Source organism: Porphyromonas endodontalis ATCC 35406, assembly GCF_000174815.1.
In the GTDB taxonomy this organism is placed as follows: Bacteria; Bacteroidota; Bacteroidia; order Bacteroidales; family Porphyromonadaceae; genus Porphyromonas; species Porphyromonas endodontalis.
In genome coordinates this window covers 39,950-57,597 of record NZ_ACNN01000032.1, presented here as the reverse complement: position 1 = coordinate 57,597, position 17,648 = coordinate 39,950, and the positions used below count along the sequence as shown (strand labels likewise).

Here is a 17,648-nt window from a genome sequence, read left to right as displayed (position 1 = left end):
TGCAGTTCTACTGGCAGAAGCCTCTCAGCCTTACGACCAATTGGTTAAGGGTGCAGACACCGGATGCCGGGAGCAGTGACCAGGTCTCCAGTAATCGGGGCTTGGTGACAATACCCGAAGTCGGCGACCAGGTGATGGTCGGCTTCGAGCACGGTGATCCACACCGCCCCTTCGTGATGGGAAGTCTTTTCCATGGGAAGGCAGGAACTGGAGGGGGAACGGGCAATAATGTCAAAAGTCTCAGTAGCAAGAGTGGTCACACCATTGAATTAAATGATGGAGGGGGGATTACGATAAAAGACAAAACAGGAGAGAATCTCATTGTTGTGGATGGCAAGGATATGATAACGATAGTTTCATCAAAGACAATCGCTATTTCAAATGGAAAATCCTCTCTCGTTTTGGAAGAAGATAAAATCGCAATAGATGCAGCAAAGATCGCAATCTCCGGTTCTGAATTTATCTCGGCAGGTAGTGGCTCAGCCGGATTCCAATTGGCGAAAGAAGAGGGTATTGCAGCTGTTAGCGGAACAAAAGTCATAACTTCAGGAAGTAGTGAGGTCCAAATCCAAGGCCGAAAAACTTCTGTAAGTGGGAGCAATGTATCTATCAATGGTGATATGGATGCAACCATTACAGGAGGTCTTGTAAAAATCAATTCATAAGGAACTATGGAGGCTTCAATTGCCCAAGAGTATAATAAGTTACATGAAGAATGGAGGAAAATAGATGCCCTCCCTTCGTGGAAATTGGCTGTTTGGGTAGCGGATTATCCTGATGTCGATATTATCACCAAGTTTATGGACATTGAGCAATCGCCCATCGGAAAGTTTGATGATCTCTTTTTTCGATTCGATAGCTCTTATAACGGAGATTCTGCCATCTTTGAGGAAGAATTGTGGACAGAGTTCCTATCTTGGTTTACCCCTTCTCCTAATCCTAAAATGGATATCCATCAGGCTTTGTATGAGAATCATTTTCTAACAGACCTCTTTGTTCCGAGGGTTGATTTGCCCCATACAGCAGAAACTCTGTGGAGTGAATTGCTTCGATTCAGGCAAAGTATCAATAGGATCACGTCCAAGACGCATTTTTGTCTTTATTTCCCCATTTCAGCGTATAGCAAAGACAACATTTCAGAATGGTTTGAAAAGGTCATTGACGATATCCCCAATGGCTTGCGTCTAGTGACATTGGATTTAGCTGCAGATAGGAAAATTCGTGTTAGAGAGTCGGATGTATGTGTATATCTTCATCCCAAGCTCAATATGGCAGAAGCTATCAGCAATGAAATGAAAAAGGGGGGAAGCGATAATGATACCATTGATGTCGATGCTCGTTTTAGAAGGCAAATTATTGCAGTGATGGACTCTACTACCCAAAAGCTGAACAACCAAACTCCCCGTGAAGTAAAGAAACTACTATCAATTACGGAAGAGATCGGTACTGCGTCATCCTTGATTTCCGGATTGTTGATTGCTGCACAAGCCTATTTTGCTATTCGGAATACTCGCAAGAGTGCTGCCTATACAGATGAAGCTTTGGATAAAGCCTCCAAAGCGATGGATAACAATGACCCAACAGGCTATCCTGTATGGAAATCTTGTATGTTGCTAAAAGGAGCCATATTATACGGTGAAAGAGAATACTCTCAAGCTCTTCTTGTATACGAGGCTTTAGCAGATAAGGCTTCCAAGCAGGGTGATGCCTATTATCTGATGGAGGCGAGGCGTTTATTGGGACATCTTTACTACGAAAAAGGGGAGAAGCAGACTGCTTTCGAGCATATGCTCCTAGCGTTGGCGTCGGGAGCTTATTTGGATCTAGAGGTGCGGCGACAATCTACCTTTTTGCACGCTGCACATATGGCATTACTCTTGTGTGCCTCTGTTCGTCCTTCCTCTGATATGAAAATTTTGCAAGGACAATTGGAGGAATGGCTGGGCGATGACTGGGAGAAAGTGCTGAAAGATGCTACGAAAAAGAATGACAAGTCAGTTCCAACTTCACGTGCAGGATTTTAGTCTTAAGATGGACGAATCATCTCAGACAAAGAGCATATTATGGTAGAGGTATTGGATAAGATTTTGACGGCTCCTGTGTTCCGCAAAGGATTCGGAGAGTTGTTTGGAGAGGCCAAGGATAAACTAGATCATCTCCAGCGGGATCTTGCACGCGTGCTGCCGTCTATGCCGGGCATGCCCGTTGCCAAGTATTTCGATTTGGCAATAGGAGTGGATTTTCATGAAACAATCTTTCCCCCCTCCCCTCTTCTGCCGGTGCCTCATGTCGGTATGGTTTTCGATATTATGGGGGCTATCATGAGTGCCATCTCTACGGTTCTTCCACCACCTCCCCCCGTTCCTTTGGGCGAAACACCACCAACGAGTCTCGCGTCAATCTGCACGGCGATTGTTAATGGCATGAAGCCCTCTGTACAGGTTCATGGTAGGTGGATTGCCAATGCCGGTACGGGTATCCAACATCTTCCGGGAATTATTGCGCATGTACCTTTTCCCATCGTTAAGCCGATGGCGAGCTCGGAGATGTTTATGGGAAGCAGCACTGTATTGATGGATGGAGGTCCTTGCAGCACGCTGTTCCATCCTGCATTGTCTTGTAATTTGGTCGGAGTCCCTGCTCCTTTCAGAGTGAACAAGGCCGCCAAAAAGGTGTCTCTCATGGCTCCTACTTCTGTGTTGCTGGTTATCACTTCCGTAGGGAAGCCCGTGCTTGTGGGCGGTCCCCCCACTATTGACCTTTTCCAACTGACCATGAAATTGGGGTTGAAAGGTATGGGTAAGCTCTGGGGCAAGCTCGGGGACAAGTTTCAGGATTTGATCGACGGTATTAAGACCAAGCACCCCAAGTTGGGAAAGATACTCCAGCCTGTCAAGTGCCGCCTTTTTGGCGAACCCGTTGATGCTGTTACAGGACGTGTCTATTCCACGAACCGAGATGTCGAACTCCCGGGGCCCCTTCCTTTCGTTTGGGAAAGAACCTATTACAGTGATGCCGAGGTAGATGGACCTCTAGGATACAACTGGCACCATAACTATAACATGGGGCTGTGCGATATGGGGGATGGCTTCGCCTCCGTGCGTCTGTGGGATGGGCGGGAAACGATTGTACCCCTGGTTGCCGAGGGAGAGCGTTTCGTCAGTCGCAAGGAAGGCCTGCTCTTCACTCGGGACGATAAGGGCTTTCTGCTTATAAGCAAGGAGAAACGCCGCTATCGGTTCGATGCTCTACGAAATAGGGAGGGATATAAGATGCTCTCTACGATAGAAACTTCCGATGGCTTTTCCATTCGCCTGAGCTATTCTATCGGTGGCGCATTGCGCACTATCACGGACAGCATTGGTCGGGAAATCAAAGTGGATACCGACAGTAAGGGACGTGTTTTGGAACTGCGTACAATCTTTGACGGGAAAGAGAAAAGTCTCATCCGCTACACTTATGACGATGCGGGCAATATGGTGGAGACCCGCGATATGCAGGGGGCTGAGAAGCATTTCCGCTACGATGGGCATCTTTTGGTACAACTGACCAATCAGACGGGGCAAAACTTTTACTGGGAGTATGAGGGCAAAGGAGATGATGCCCGATGCGTGCATACGTGGGGTGATGGCGGAGTGCTGGAACATCATACCGAGTACCTCCCGGGGCATACGCTGACACGAAACAGTCTTGGTTTTACCTCCCAATATTTCTATGACGAACGCAATCTGATTTATAAAATCATCGACGAGGCAGGGGGCGTTACGCTACAGGAGTACAATGAATATGAGGAACTGATTGTGACGGTCAACCCCGAGGGCGGTAGTCGGAAATACACCTACAACGACTTGGGCGATGTAACCTGTATTGAGAACGAGAACGGAGAGAGTACCCGATACGAATATGATGAGCAAGGGAACCTGTTAAATGTCACTACCCCGCAAGGGGCAACCCATGTCTGGGAGTATGACGAGCAGGATCGCGTGATTAAGCGGAGCTATCCTAACGGCAACACACGGTCCTACGAGTACCAAGGGCAAGACCTGAGTAAAATTACCGACGAGCGGGGCAATGTCTTTCTTTTCGACTACGACAGCAAGCGCCGCCCCATACAACTCACCTACCCGAACGGCACATACCGCGGGTGGTTGTACGATGCCTTCGGGCACTTGAGCGAAGAGCGAGACCCTCGAGGCAACCGCACCCTCTATCGCTCGGACGAGGTGGGGAATCTCCTTTGGATGAGAGAAGCGGATGGCAACGAGCATCGCTTCACCTATGACACTTCGGGGAACCTCGTTCATGCGAAGGACAGATTGCGTGAGGTACGTTGGCGTTATGGTAGTCTCGGTACATTGCTGAGCCGAACACAGAACGGGCGTACGGTGCGCTTCGAATACGACACAGAGTTGCAACTCACAGGTATTGCAAATGAAGGCGGAGAGCTCTACCGCTTCGCTCTGAACGGCTGCGGCGATGTGGTGGACGAATGGGGATTCGACGGTCTTCACCGCCATTACGAGCGCGACGGTGCCGGACGTGTCTCCAAAGTGCTGCGTCCGGATGAACGGTGGAGCACTTACGAGTACGACGGCGTGGGGCATATCGTCAGTGAACAGCACAGCGACGGCAGCGCATCGGCATACAAGTACAATAAAGACGGTTTGCTTGTAGCCGCCTTTAACGATGCGACGAGAATTGCCTTGGTGCGAGGCCGGGACGGACGAGTGTTACAAGAAACTCAGGGAGAGCGTACCGTAGAAAGTCATTATGATGCCTATGGCAACCGTATCCGTCTCTGTAGCGACCTGGGTGCCGATGTTGCTTTACAATACGACAAGGAGGGTCAACTCTCAGGGATGCAGGCCTCCGATTGGAGTGTGGCGATCGGTCGTGACAAGAGCGGGTTGGAGATGCAGCGAGAGCTGAGCGGAGGAGTGAGCGTCACGACGGACCGTGATATGCTCGGTCGTGAGGTTCGCCGGGATATTCTCTCGGGAGGTCTCGAGCAGAGCCGCATGCGTTACTATTGGGGCATGGGCAACCACCTGCATCGTAAGGTGAACGAACTCACGGGCGAAACCATCCTTTTCGACTACGACCCATGGGACAACCTTTTCAAAGCGGACTACCGGGAAGGCTCTCAGGTAGAGACAATCTATAAGGCGCCCGATGCCATCGGAAACCTATTCCATACGCCTGATAGGAAAGATCGCAAGTACGGCAAGGGTGGACGATTGCTGGAGGACAAGAAGTTCTCCTATCATTACGACGGCGAGGGTAACCTTGTTCTGAAACAACGATTGCGCCCCGACGAGACGTTAGCTCCGCTTTGGCAGGAGGGCGATTGGGCCTATGAATGGCAGGGCAACGGTATGCTCCGACGCGTCAAGCGTCCCGATGGCGAGACCGTAGAGTTCGAGTACGACCCACTTGGTCGTCGAATCTCCAAGACCTACAAGGGCAAGACCATCCGTTGGGTTTGGGATGGCAATGTGCCGTTGCACGAATGGACGGAGGAATCCGATGTAACTACGTGGCTGTTTGAGGAGGGCACATTCGTACCTACGGCAAAGATTGTGGGCGATAAGTCGTACAGCATCATAACGGACTATCTCGGCACTCCTACTCACGCTTTTGATAGTCATGGCGCAAAAGTTTGGGAAAGAAATCTTGATATTTACGGCAAAATAAGAACAGGAGATAGTACCCTCGTGCCTTTCTTGTTCCAAGGTCAATACTTCGACGAAGAGATTGACCTCTGTTACAATCGCTTTCGATACTACGACCCAAGTACTGGCACATACATAAGTCAAGATCCGATTTCTATTGCAGGCAGGCTAAATGTATATGCTTATGTTCACGATTCTAACAGTTGGATAGATCCGTTTGGATTAAGTGGTACACACGGACACCATTCAGATCCCAAATTTATGGGGGGCGATCCGAAACAATCTTTAACAAACATAAAAACGGAAGACCATATTGATTTACATCGAGATATGAACACCTATTTGGAAACAAAAACAAAGGTTGTTAATGGAGAATCTGTTTCTATGAGACCCAAGCGGGGCAATTCGGGAAGGATTATAAGGCAGAATTTTACGCGACAAGAACGCTTAGACGCTTTGGCTGAGTTTTACACGAAGAACAAAAAGAAATATCCGCAGGCTTCAGCTGATTTCTTTGCTCAACACCCTCAATTACAAAAGACAGGTTGTAAATGATGAAATACTTTGAATTACAATTTTATGACAATGACAGTTATCTGTTGGAAGTCAGCAAGGGCGATAGGTGCAAGTACGTTACTTGCCCTACTTGTAAGCTGATTTTAAACAAGAGAAGTCTTATAGAAAAACATTTGTCTACATATAAGATAAAAAGAAGGAAATATCATTTATCCAGTAGTTATGATGGTTTTATTGTGGTGTCGCAAGAATTTAAGAATTTGTACGAAAATTCAGATTGGCAAGGACTTGTATTCTATTCCACACCTAAAAGCAAGGGCTTTTATTTGATAGAATGTTTCCAGCAAGTTGTGATTAACAGGACAAAACGTCCCATTGAATTTGAAAATAAATGTAACGAGTGTGGTTTGTATATGGGTGTTTACGGTAATGTTCCTCCATACATTGATGTAGATGTGATACAAAAGCTGAAATCGAATACTTTTTATAGAAGTGACTTAGAGTTTGGACATGATTTTGAACAGGGATATAGTTTGTTTGCTTCCCAAGAAATAACAGACAAGCTAATCGAGTACAAATTAATAACAAAAAAAGATTTGATAGAAGTTCGCAATGTTTAATGCATATTTAAGAAAGGTTCAAGCCCAGCTTAAATCGGGGCGTTTTTCTGCTTTCTTTTCTCTGCCTTTGGCGGAACATCGGCGGGGGTGTTTTTGTAGCTTTGCCACAGAAAAATGACTTTTCTATACAAAAATGTACCCTTCACAGAGGCTATTTCTTTGACTATGCAGAGTATGTTTATTCGATTTATTGTCAGCTTATTGCTATATCTATCGGGTGGCTTCTCTTCGGAGGGTCAACTCTCAGGGATGCAGGCCTCCGATTGGAGTGTGGCGATTGGTCGTGACAAGAGCGGGTTGGGGATCCAGCGAGAGCTGAGCGGAGGAGTGAGCGTCACGACGGACCGTGATATGCTCGGTCGTGAGGTTCGCCGGGATATTCTCTCGGGAGGTTTCAAGCAGAGCCGCATGCGTTATTATTGGGGCATGGGCAACCACCTGCATCGTAAGGTGAACGAACTCACGGGCGAAACCGTTCTTTTCGACTACGACCCTTGGGACAACCTTTTCAAGGCGGACTACCGGGAAGGCTCTCAGGTAGAGGCAATCTATAAGGCGTCTGATGCCATCGGCAATCTATTCCATACGCCTGATAGGAAAGATTGCAAGTACGGCAAGAGTGGACGATTGCTGCAGGACAAGAAGTTCTCCTATCATTACAACGGCGAAGGTAACCTTGTTCTGAAACAACGATTGCGCCCCGACGAGACGTTAGCTCCGCTTTGGCAGGAGGGCGATTGGTCCTATGAATGGCAGGGCAATGGTATGCTCCGACGCGTCAAGCGACCCAATGGCGAGACTGCAGAGTTCGAGTACGACCCACTTGGTCGTCGAATCTCCAAGACCTACAAGGGCAAGACCACTCATTGGGTTTGGGATGGCAACGTACCGTTGCATGAGTGGACGGAGGAATCCGATGTAACCACATGGCTGTTTGAGGAGGGCACGTTCATACCTACGGCAAAGATTGTAGGCGATAAGTCGTACAGCATCATAACGGACTATTCGGCACTCCTACTCATGCTTTTGATAGTCATGGCGCAAAAGTTTGGGAAAGAAATCTTGATATTTACGGCAAAATAAGAACAGGAAATAGTACCCTCGTGCCTTTCTTGTTCCAAGGTCAATACTTCGATGAAGAGACTGTCCTCTGTTACAATAGGTTTAGGTACTACTCGCCCGACACTGGCCTATACATCTCTCAGGACCCCATAGAACTGGCAGGTGGAATGGCTTTATACAGTTATGTTCATGACCTGAATAGTTGGATTGATATTTTCGGGTTAAAAGGGATTATTCCTACAGTAACAATTGGAAATAATAATGAGATTCTTGAAGCAATAGCAACTGTAAATAGAACGAATTTAGGCAAAGGCACGGCAACTAATCAAAGTTCAAGAGCTTATGCACGTAGTTTGGGTAATATGGATGATGATGCCGGACATATTATAGGGAGAAACTTGGGAGGCAGTGGAGGAAAAAGAATGTTTTCCCCCAGGATTTTCATGTGAATAGAGGGGAGTTTGCCCAATTTGAAGACAAAGTTTCTAAGTAAGCACGGAAGTGCTGACATAAAAGTGACATTTGAATATGGAAATGGAGGGCTTAGACCAACTAGAGTTCATTATGAGGCGACAGCACCAAATGGACAGAAAATAAATCATTTAATAATCACCATTAGTAAATACACCGTATGAAAGAAAAAGATGTCTGTGATGTTGTGAAATTGTTTATTGAAAAAATGCACCAATGGGAAATAGAATGTAATACAATTGCACTGGATAATTCTTTAACATTTCAAGAGCAGTTTAGTTTACAGAAGGGGAATTTACTAGAGATTTTTGATTTTCTCTGCACAAAAAAAGAACGTAAAAACGGTAAACCCAATACCATTTCTTATGGATCAAATGGATCATACGAATATGACCCATCCAAAGAGGTGATTACAGATGCTATAATGGATGAAAAGTCGAATACAAAATATTACGTGATTACGTATCGTGAAGATCCTTTAGATGAAAAATTTCACTATGTCTTAATAGAGAGTAATGGAAAATGGCTAATTGATGCAAAAAAGATTTACGACGAGAGTAAAGATGCTTGGAAATCAGTATCTCTATAGCTAAGAAAGCATCTAATTTAGTTGTGGAGACCGAGACGATACAATAACGGACGCTATGGGAGGGCATTTAGTCTCATCTTGCTTTGCTATCGAGTTTTCTTTATGGATACGAAGCAGCTTTTGTTAATTCTGAAAACAACAAAACAGGGATACTTGACAATAATTTAACGAAAGGACATCATTAAAAACATGTTAGTATGGCTTAGGGAGATAATAAAAAATACGGCAATGTCTATGAGATACTATTACCAAATGGCAAATTCGTTTATGTGTGTTGGATAAGGGAATTTAGCTTTGGAGTATTTAATTATCTTTCAGAAGAGCCAATGGAAGCTTTGGAAGTGCTTTTATCTCTTGGGTTTAGATTTTATAAAGCATGCAAGGAAACTGCTGTAGGGAAGAAGATTTCTGAAAATCAGGATATACTACCATTACCGGTGCAATATAGTTGAATAGTCTGATTCCAAGGGCAACACTTCGACGAAGAGACTGACCTCTGCTACAATAGGTTTAGATACTACTCGCCCGACACTGGCCTATACATCTCCTGGGACCCCATAGGACTGGCTGGCAACAACCCAACCTTGTATGCCTATGTTCGAGATGTAAATAACAGAATTGATCCCCTAGGGTTAGATGATTTGTATGCTCTCGTTGCTCGTAAAGATGGCTGGTATCCTGTTTTCGAATATGGAAAGAAGAACCCTATTGGGGAAATGTTCCTAAAGGAGGGGGACTTATGGAAAATAGGGACATCTAAAGATGCATTAAAACGTTATACCCAAAAGTATTTAGAAGGTGTTGGCGTAGAAATGAAAATCTTACATACTGATATTAGCAGAAAGGCAACCTTGCTTCTCGAGAGAATGAAAATAAAAGGATATGAAGCGTGGAAAGGCTTTTTACCTCCTGGAAATAAATGTCATCATTAAGTACAAATACACTGATATGAATTTTTTAATTGGTTCAGTTACTGCAGGAACAAAAGTTGGAGAATTAGTTTCGGAACTTAGAGGTATCATAGAAGATAGAATTAACGATAAATTCCGACAAAATGATGCTAGTATTGGTATTATCATTGAAAGTACCCCGCAAAATGGTAGTCAATCATATATTCGTTATACGAAGTCTGATAATTTCCTGATGATAAGATATCATATGAACTTTGAAGAATCCCTCAGAAAATATAAGATAGAACAGAGGTATGAGTTGGGAAAGATTTTCTTGGAGTGGTTGAAGACCGGATTGCAAAATAAAGCATTCATAAAGAATAATCCTGACCTTGACAGAGAGCTTCTTTTGAATTATGTTACAGAACTTGGTCAAAAGAAAGGATGGTTTATTGATGAGATTGATTGGGGTTTGGATTGGGATAGGTAAATTATTTCCTTCTATTTCGGATGCTTGAGAGTGATGCAATATTAGCTGGAAGAAACGGAATGGAGTTGACCAGTACAATGTCTCAAATGGGATATATTGGTTACCATATAAATAATGTTTCTGAATTTCCAGAGTTACAAGGAGATCCGAGAAATATTATGTTCTTGCAGAATGCTAATCATCCTTCAGGAGTGAATGAGCATTTGTATTCTAAACAAGGACACCGAGGAAATTACGACAATGAAACAAGAGGAAGATTAATTGATAGAAAACGTAGTCATTAAAACAAGGACTATATGGAATTGAAGAGTGCTATAAAAAAGTTGCATGGAGCATTTGGTCGTAATGGCGTGGATACAGGAGCTTTTGAAATTGTTGATAAAGAAGAACTCGTGACAGAAAGTCTTCTCGAAGCATTTTACCAATTAACTTCGTTCGAACGTGTATTAACCATTGGAGGTGAGTTTTTTCTTAATATACAGCCGGAAAAGAGGTTGAAAGATGCGCAAAAGGGTTGGTATATTATTCTTGATAAAGAGGGAAAAGTCGTAAACGACGACTTAAAATGGAATAAAGATTGGGTTGTTTTTGCGAATAGAAATGATGATGCTATCTATTATGATAGAAAAGATGATGGTATATATGCCTCTATTGATAAAAGGAGCTTTTTTTGTTTAAGCTCGTCTCTTTCTGATTTTCTTGACATTCTATCGGAATGTATGAAAATGGAGGAAGAAAAATATAGGTTTAATACGACTGATGAGGATGAGGAGACTTTATCTGTTTTTATTGATGATGTCAGGGATGTTTTATCTCTGAATTTGAATGATAAACAAAGAGAGGATTTTATCGCTTTTTTCTTCGGTTGACAAGGATACCCTACATCAAACTACAAGCGGAGAGAGTTGTAGCATTTTCTCGATTGCTTGGGGACGACAATTCGTCTCTTTGACAGCAATAGTAGTTGAGGAAAGAAATCTTGACATTTACGGCAAAATAAGAACAGGAAATAGTACCCTTGTGCCTTTCTTGTTCCAAGGTCAATACTTCGATGAAGAGACTGACCTCTGCTATAACCATTTCAGATACTACTCTCCCGACACTGGAACGTATATAAGCCAAGATCCCATAGGGTTGGTAGGTGGAATGGCTTTTTATACAGTTATGTTCATGACCTGAATAGTTGGATTGATATTTTCGGGTTAAAAGGGATTATTCCTACAGTAACAATCGGAAATAATAATGAGATTCTTGAAGCAATAGCAACTGTAAATAGAACGAATTTAGGCAAGGGTATGACAACTAATCAAAGTTCAAGAGCTTATGCACGTAGTTTGGACAATATGGAATCTGCAGATGAAAGAATAGGACTTACCTTGCTTCAGAAGTCGATCAATTGTGTATCTTTGCTCTCGGCTCAAATGGTTGTATTTTTTCATATTCAACGCAAATATAAACTTTTTGAGTTCAACCACCCTGGGGCTAGCCCCAGGGTGGTTTTTGTTTATCTAAGCGTTGCACTTACAACTGGAAAATACAACTTCCCGAAATAGAGTGGGAAAACTTCATTTGATCTGTCCGGTGGAATGAAAGAAAAAATAGCCCAATACTTTGCGGAGTATAGGGCAGAAAGAAAAAGTTTCTCGGGCGGAAGCAAAAAAAATCTAGGGCTGCAATTCGAACCCTTTTAGGCTGAAAATCATGCTAATCTAGGGCGAGAGGGATATAGCATTCGACGGAATATGATTCGGAATGGATATGCCTATTGCATCGGGCGTTTTACAAATATTACGACCCTTGTACAGAAAGCGGATACAAAAGATAAATCCAATGCCTAATAGTGCAATCATGCCAATATGAAAAAGTCTGTCCATATTCTTTATATTATCTTTTTATTTTCCTCCTCGCTTTCGCCTTCCTACCCTCTTCCTTTTGCACATGCTTCCACACTTTCACGGCTATCAGCTGCTCGTTGTCCGATCGTCCTGCATATCGGAACTTGCCTCTTTTGGGTTCGAAACTTATCGGTTTGGGTATGCGGATCAAGGGACTGTTTTTGTTGATACGGGGTACCTCTGTCATTTTCCAGCAAGCGTCGAGGTACGATGCTTCGTAGATGTTGTAGTGCCCCGTCTCCGCATCCTTGACGAAGTGGGCTACGGCGCTGCATTCGTTTCCACCCCAGCTTCTCTCCGTCCTTTCTTTCCAATAGAGGGTGAACTCGGGATTGAGTTTCCTGAACTTCTCTTCTTCCATTTCCGACCCGTACAAAAAGTAGGGGCAGTTTACGGGTGCGTAAAGGGCTACGTGTTTCAAGTAGGTCTTGTGGTCCTGATCGTTCTCCAGACACACGTTCAGCTCCGTTTGCTCAAACAGTGGCGTAGGGTATTCTATGGGTTCATACTGTGTAGAGTTGCACATCATGGCGAATAGTATGGGTATGATTGCTTGTATCATTGCTATATCAATAAGAATAAGCGACTCAATGGTATTACTATGGACGGGGAGAATGTAGTATAACCTCTCTAGGAAAAGCCCCTCTCCACACGATTAGAAGAGAGAAGTGTGGGAAAACAACAGATAAGAAGATCAACTAACGCCTACAAATCTTATCAGGAGAATATCGAACATGACTATAATATGTTGCTTAAGTCTTTAATAAAGTTGATTTGTTGGCTCTTATTGCTCTCAAAAATAAAGTCATTCAGGCTCTTACTCTTATACTTAGAAAAGTCGCCAACAATTATGAGCGGCATCTGGTATTGTGCGAATTTTTGAAGGATCTCTCCTGCTATTTTAGTTCTTAAGTCAAAGAATTCAGGTGTAATATTCTTCTCGTGAATAATGATTTTGTCAAAGCCCTGATAATACAAGTTGCCCAACAATTCTAATCCGTCTTCAGTGGACCTCAAGATGACTTTGTCAGTTATAATTTCAGCCACCTTTGTATTGTCTATATTGTGGGTTTTAATTTCCATGTACTATTCATTGTTAGTCCCTTAATTGCCTGCTCTTTGTCCGTTGTTGATGAACTATAAGACAAGATTTCCTTCTCTGTCAATCTGCCAAAATGGATTGTAGGCAACCTCGAACACATAGCCATCTAAGTCCTTAAAATAGCCACTGTATCCTCCCCAAAATACCTTTTGTGCAGGTTTTACAATGGTAGCTCCGAGCCGTTCAGCTTCTTGCATCACGGCATCGACTTCTTCCTCTGATGTGGCGTTGTAACTAATGGTCACGCCTGAAAAGGTTGTCTGTTGATAGCTTAATGTGGTATCTTTTTCTAATTCTTGCAGTGGGTATAATCCCAAAACAATCCCACCCAAAGGGAATAAGGCATAGGATTCCTGACTCTGCTCCGATCTTTTCCAGCCCAACCCCTCATAGAAAGTCGATGCCTTTTGAAAGTCTTTTACTCCTAATGTGATTAAAGTGAATTTCTGTCTCATAAGCTATACTTTCTGATTCCCAACAAAGTTACTATTTTCATATAGATAGAAAGAGAAGATGAAAGTTAATCTCGAAAAGCTCATTAGGAATCTCCTGAGACTATATTATGAAGTTCTAGGAGAAGACCCTGCATATTTTCAACTGCACGGTGGATTCTTTCTTGTCGGGAGATATTTGTTAGCGGTCAAACTTCAGATTAACCGCCCTAAACACAGCATGTCGTGTTTTATGGGAAATGATGTTGTTTTGGGAGCTTATGGTATCTTTGTTATGAGGAGTGAGATTTATGGACTAGAGTAAGCGTATAGTATCAGTGTATCTAGTTCGTATTGACCACTAGTAGCCCAAAGAGGGTTGTTTACCGACAATGAAACTTATGTGAAAAAGATTGTGTTATGAAAAAGTTACTGCACCTATTGGGATTAATTATGTTGTCCCTAGTTATAGGATGGGGATTATGCTCTTGCGAAGAGCGTGCTCCAGATATGACGAAAAAAGAGATGGATGTGCGCCTTTTGGGCACGTGGACTATTCTAGAGCCCAACGATACAGAAGTGCACCCAAAGGAAAAGACAATAACATTCCATCCTGATGGATCATGCATCGGCTTTCACTACCCGGGGGGAAAAAGGCTCTTCTACACAGAGGATAATAGCCGCTTATTCATCTTCGTATATGGATCCGGATTAAAGCTATCTAATTGGACTTATGAGCGTTTCTACAAGATCGTTGGAGATAAGCTATTTATTTGGGGAGCGAAAGAAGATATGATTGCGGACAGATACGAGACTGCGATGTCTTATTCCAAAACGCTCAAATGAAGGCGTCCTTTTACTTCTCTACAATCTGATTTTGTCAGTTTGTCAGTTACCCTATTGCGAAGAGGAGGTCTATTTCTCCATAGAACTTTTAATATGATATCTAGCGATTTTATTCTAAACCATTTTCCGGCAGGTACCCTGACGATAGTAAAAGGTGCTCCGGCTGTTGGCAAAACAGCGTTTGCTATTTCTGTGGCTTTACGTTTAGCTCAGAGCAATCGAAGGGTACTCTATTTCTCGCTTGAGATGAGTCAATCGCGGTTTGTTGAGAGAATGAAACTTCAGATAGAAGAGGATGAGTTGCAGGATCTAAAGAGTAGAATCGTCATTGATGATACGCCACAAATTAGCTTAGATCAAATCCGTAGCAAACTCGAAAGAACATCTGTTGACTACGTGCTTGTGGACTATATCCAGCTATTGAGTCCATCCTCTCTTGCGACGTCTCGAAAGGAGGAGCTCATATCCATTTTGCAAGACTTGAAGCTAATGGCAGAAGAGTGCCATGTCGCTATTATCGGATTGTTTCAGCTACCCAAATGTTTTGGTATGGGAGAATCCTACAACGACCTCAATAACTCGGATAGTGACGATGACTCTGCTGTAGATATACCTGGAATCAACGTCGGCTTGATAGATAGGGACGGGAAATACACCTCCGTTGCATCGCCTTTTTCTTCTTAGTCCGATAAAAAAGGAGGGTATGCAAAGGAGATGTACTCAAAATCAGAGGGGAATTTAGGAGACAAAGCCCACGTTGCAAACATTGCAGCGTGGGCTTTTCTTTTTTGTAGTATTGTCCCCAATGAAATGTAATCTCTCGAAAGCTCATTAGGAATCTCTTGAGACTATATTATGAAGTTCTAGGAGAAGATCCTGCACATTTTCAACTGCTCGGTGGATTCTTTCTTGTCGGGAGGCTTTTGTTTCTAAGGCTGGCTTTAGAGGTCGGTATTTGGATGGAGAGAAATGCTAACATAATAGGGCATTCATTCATTGCCAGAACGTAAAACTAGGCTCAAATCATAGATCAAAAGATTGCAAGAGAGAAGAAAAAGGACGGATGAAGTCAAGGTATAGATTTGTTATAGAAAAGAGCTTATTCCCGGAATGGAACAAGCCCTTTCCTATATACTATTATCTCACAAATCCATTCTTGTAGAAATCATACCACATGGCAATCTTTTCCGGACCATTCGCTTTTAGTAACAGAAGCATCTCACGAGTGAATTCTAAGTGTCCTAGCCCATTTGCCGTAACGATGTTTCCATCACTGACGGCTTGTGCTTCTACATATCCTTCTTCATTTGTGTATTTTTCACCACCCCAGAGTTTGAGTTGGTCAAGGCCATTGCCTGTATGTTTTACATTGTTGAGAAATCCGTGCGAACATAAGAACGAAGCACCATTGCATATTGCCCCTATGATTTTGTTTTTGTCCAAAGCCTCCTGTACCAATGGTGTAACAAGTTCTGCTTCTAATGCATCCCAACGGTTACCTCCGATAAGTATCAAGGCTGCGTAATCTTTCGGCATATTCTCGAAAGAATAATCGGGCAATGTTTTGAACCCACCGATGGAACGGACTGCGTCCAACGTTGGTGCAACTGTATGTACTTCGTATTTTATTTCACTACCCGGTGTCACTCCTACGTGAAGAGCCGTGGAGAGAAAAGCTCCCTCCCAATCTGTGTATTCATTTAATAGGATGAATAAAACTTTCTGTTTCATTGATGTATATTTTTTAGTTCGGAAAGTTGATTGTCAGTTTGTACGTGAACAATACTTGTGGATTAGACAAATACCATTCTTATGAATGAGAGGTCCGTTCTTACAGTTGGTTGTGCTCCACGAGGTAAATGATGCGCTCGGTAAGAGCATCTTCTCGATTGAAGCGAGGATCATACTTACTCTTGAGGTCTCCCCCATAGAAGCCGGCAAAGATATTGTACATTGAGGCTTTGAACCCTCCGTAGAAGGCCTTGATGAGATCGTAGCCGGTGCTACACGATTGCCTATCCATCAACTTAATAAGCAGAAGTCCCTGCCGGAGTGTGAATTTCTTCATGATCGGCTTGTATTCCTCTACCAAATCGCTCTCTATTCGGTCGAGATGGCGATTCCTAGCACGATCGTTGGGTAGTGTCTCTAGGTATTCGTAGGTCTCCATCATGATAGCCGTGAGCTTTTTGGCATAGGGGAGCACCTTCTTCACATCGCGTATTTGCCGCCAATTGGCACTTTGCTCTTCCCTTGTAAGGGGGGCAAAGCGTAGGCGATAGTGGTGCTGAACGGTTATCTGTGGGAGGGCTGCGTAGTACGTGGTATCGTTGTTCGACACCCTGGGATGTAGTGTAACGGTATCGGCCGCCTTTGCGTCAAAGACGTTTTGAGCGTGGACTTGCCACGAGAGGGTGAGTAGTAAAAGGGAGTAGAGGAGGTATCTATACTGTTTCATCGTTGTGTGCTTTATATCGTGGAGCAAACTTACCACATTTTTTGCGACTAGCAGTTTAGTCCTTTCTCTTAAAAAAGGAAGTTACCCCTTCTCCATCAAGAAGATGAAGAGGGGGTAACACTCTCTTGCTAAAAACATTCCAATCTAACGAGAAGTCTCTCGTGTGGAGTCCTCAACAATCTCTGCGCTCAAATGTTTGTGTATATGAGCATAGGTTGTTCGCTCGCTTTTCGCACGCTCTCGGCGTGTTCCACTCTCTTGCAATACCGCTCGCATTGGCGGCAAAGATCGTATCCCAGTAGAGCCCCCAAGATAAAATCTTCCTCCGGGGAGAGACTATTGAGGGGGCGTTCGCGTAGGAACTTCTTGAGGGTTTTGAGGCATTCGCTGCGCCCGAAAAAGATATTTACACAGCTTTTATTGGGCACAGGTTGCACGAAGTACTCAATCTCTCTATGGCTGAGCTTGCCTAGGGCAAGGGGAGTATACTCTTCACTAATAGTATAAAGCACGAGGTTACGTACTCCTTTTTCGTACTCATACACGAGGTGCGAAAACACCTTCATGTCGGCATCAAGAGCCTGAGTTGCGATGATCTCTTCCATA

Annotated in this window: 20 protein-coding genes and 4 pseudogenes; 17 read left to right on the top strand and 7 right to left on the bottom strand. The window is 43.7% G+C overall.

Features of this window, described 5'->3' with window-relative positions:
- The 14 genes and pseudogenes from POREN0001_RS09495 to POREN0001_RS09710 all read left to right on the top strand — a co-directional run.
- Nucleotides 1–665, top strand: a 665-nt coding sequence (locus tag POREN0001_RS09495; RefSeq protein WP_004334784.1) for a phage baseplate assembly protein V, incomplete at its 5' end; no start/stop codon positions are given.
- A 6-nt stretch (nt 666–671) separates the two neighbouring features.
- Nucleotides 672–2,024: a tetratricopeptide repeat protein gene (locus POREN0001_RS07800; protein WP_004334793.1), complete on the top strand. Its 1,353-nt coding sequence runs from the start codon at nt 672–674 to the stop codon at nt 2,022–2,024.
- A 39-nt stretch (nt 2,025–2,063) separates the two neighbouring features.
- Nucleotides 2,064–6,227 (top strand): DUF6531 domain-containing protein, encoded by a 4,164-nt coding sequence (locus POREN0001_RS07795; RefSeq protein WP_004334837.1) that lies wholly within the window; start codon nt 2,064–2,066, stop codon nt 6,225–6,227.
- Nucleotides 6,224–6,808, top strand: coding sequence for a hypothetical protein (locus POREN0001_RS07790; RefSeq protein ID WP_040581447.1), 585 nt, complete (start codon nt 6,224–6,226; stop codon nt 6,806–6,808). Before POREN0001_RS07795 ends, POREN0001_RS07790 begins: the two co-directional genes overlap by 4 nt.
- A 114-nt stretch (nt 6,809–6,922) precedes the next feature.
- The gene (locus POREN0001_RS07785) at nt 6,923–7,891 is read left to right on the top strand and encodes an RHS repeat domain-containing protein (protein ID WP_004334755.1); all 969 of its coding nucleotides are present in this window, start codon (nt 6,923–6,925) and stop codon (nt 7,889–7,891) included.
- 20 nt (nt 7,892–7,911) lie between these two features.
- Nucleotides 7,912–8,034, top strand: a pseudogene (locus tag POREN0001_RS09630) (RHS repeat-associated core domain-containing protein); the annotation flags it as partial.
- A gap of 3 nt (nt 8,035–8,037) precedes the next feature.
- On the top strand, nt 8,038–8,319 hold the full coding sequence (locus POREN0001_RS09605) for a hypothetical protein (RefSeq protein ID WP_248616549.1): 282 nt from the start codon (nt 8,038–8,040) through the stop codon (nt 8,317–8,319).
- Between the two features lie 182 nt (nt 8,320–8,501).
- Nucleotides 8,502–8,930, top strand: a complete 429-nt coding sequence (locus POREN0001_RS07775) for an NTF2 fold immunity protein (RefSeq protein ID WP_004334752.1) — start codon at nt 8,502–8,504, stop codon at nt 8,928–8,930.
- A gap of 461 nt (nt 8,931–9,391) precedes the next feature.
- Nucleotides 9,392–9,565: pseudogene (locus POREN0001_RS09625) on the top strand (RHS repeat-associated core domain-containing protein); the annotation flags it as partial.
- An 81-nt stretch (nt 9,566–9,646) separates the two neighbouring features.
- Nucleotides 9,647–9,862: a hypothetical protein gene (locus POREN0001_RS09595; protein WP_233429177.1), complete on the top strand. Its 216-nt coding sequence runs from the start codon at nt 9,647–9,649 to the stop codon at nt 9,860–9,862.
- Nucleotides 9,813–10,310, top strand: a complete 498-nt coding sequence (locus tag POREN0001_RS07765) for a hypothetical protein (protein WP_052296713.1) — start codon at nt 9,813–9,815, stop codon at nt 10,308–10,310. The genes POREN0001_RS09595 and POREN0001_RS07765 overlap by 50 nt, the downstream gene beginning before the upstream one ends.
- 59 nt (nt 10,311–10,369) lie before the next feature.
- Nucleotides 10,370–10,594 (top strand): hypothetical protein, encoded by a 225-nt coding sequence (locus POREN0001_RS09405; protein ID WP_147286659.1) that lies wholly within the window; start codon nt 10,370–10,372, stop codon nt 10,592–10,594.
- Nucleotides 10,595–10,606: 12 nt separating this feature from the next.
- Nucleotides 10,607–11,179: a hypothetical protein gene (locus tag POREN0001_RS07760; protein ID WP_004334822.1), complete on the top strand. Its 573-nt coding sequence runs from the start codon at nt 10,607–10,609 to the stop codon at nt 11,177–11,179.
- Between the two features lie 94 nt (nt 11,180–11,273).
- Nucleotides 11,274–11,515: pseudogene (locus POREN0001_RS09710) on the top strand (RHS repeat-associated core domain-containing protein); the annotation flags it as partial.
- 114 nt (nt 11,516–11,629) lie between these two features.
- On the opposite strand, the pseudogene POREN0001_RS09705 reads toward POREN0001_RS09710, so the two are convergent.
- The 4 genes and pseudogenes from POREN0001_RS09705 to POREN0001_RS07735 all read right to left on the bottom strand — a co-directional run.
- A pseudogene (locus POREN0001_RS09705) lies at nt 11,630–11,749 on the bottom strand (IS30 family transposase); the annotation flags it as partial.
- A 445-nt stretch (nt 11,750–12,194) separates the two neighbouring features.
- Nucleotides 12,195–12,767, bottom strand: coding sequence for a hypothetical protein (locus POREN0001_RS07745; protein WP_040581433.1), 573 nt, complete (start codon nt 12,765–12,767; stop codon nt 12,195–12,197).
- Between the two features lie 176 nt (nt 12,768–12,943).
- The gene (locus POREN0001_RS07740) at nt 12,944–13,288 is read right to left on the bottom strand and encodes a DUF4180 domain-containing protein (protein ID WP_004334807.1); all 345 of its coding nucleotides are present in this window, start codon (nt 13,286–13,288) and stop codon (nt 12,944–12,946) included.
- Between the two features lie 54 nt (nt 13,289–13,342).
- A complete protein-coding gene (locus tag POREN0001_RS07735; RefSeq protein WP_004334857.1) occupies nt 13,343–13,762 on the bottom strand; it encodes a VOC family protein in 420 nt (139 codons plus the stop codon).
- Between the two features lie 58 nt (nt 13,763–13,820).
- Here POREN0001_RS07735 and POREN0001_RS09455 point away from each other — a divergent pair, with 58 nt between their 5' ends.
- The 3 genes from POREN0001_RS09455 to POREN0001_RS07720 all read left to right on the top strand — a co-directional run bounded on the left by POREN0001_RS09455 (nt 13,821) and on the right by POREN0001_RS07720 (nt 15,268).
- Entirely contained in the window at nt 13,821–14,063 is a 243-nt protein-coding gene (locus POREN0001_RS09455; RefSeq protein WP_040581427.1) for a hypothetical protein, read from the top strand.
- Nucleotides 14,064–14,158: 95 nt separating this feature from the next.
- Nucleotides 14,159–14,584 (top strand): hypothetical protein, encoded by a 426-nt coding sequence (locus POREN0001_RS07725; RefSeq protein WP_174900842.1) that lies wholly within the window; start codon nt 14,159–14,161, stop codon nt 14,582–14,584.
- Between the two features lie 93 nt (nt 14,585–14,677).
- Nucleotides 14,678–15,268 (top strand): DnaB-like helicase C-terminal domain-containing protein, encoded by a 591-nt coding sequence (locus POREN0001_RS07720; RefSeq protein ID WP_004334900.1) that lies wholly within the window; start codon nt 14,678–14,680, stop codon nt 15,266–15,268.
- A 453-nt stretch (nt 15,269–15,721) separates the two neighbouring features.
- On the opposite strand, the gene POREN0001_RS07715 is transcribed toward POREN0001_RS07720, so the two are convergent.
- From POREN0001_RS07715 to POREN0001_RS07705, 3 genes are all read right to left on the bottom strand, one after another.
- Entirely contained in the window at nt 15,722–16,315 is a 594-nt protein-coding gene (locus tag POREN0001_RS07715; RefSeq protein WP_004334870.1) for a type 1 glutamine amidotransferase family protein, read from the bottom strand.
- A 100-nt stretch (nt 16,316–16,415) separates the two neighbouring features.
- Nucleotides 16,416–17,042, bottom strand: a complete 627-nt coding sequence (locus POREN0001_RS07710; protein ID WP_004334829.1) for a DUF4294 domain-containing protein — start codon at nt 17,040–17,042, stop codon at nt 16,416–16,418.
- 188 nt (nt 17,043–17,230) lie between these two features.
- Nucleotides 17,231–17,647 carry a DUF2023 family protein gene (locus POREN0001_RS07705; protein ID WP_004334768.1) on the bottom strand — a complete coding sequence of 139 codons (417 nt, stop codon included), beginning with the start codon at nt 17,645–17,647 and terminating at the stop codon, nt 17,231–17,233.
- Between the last annotated feature and the right edge of the window lies 1 nt (nt 17,648).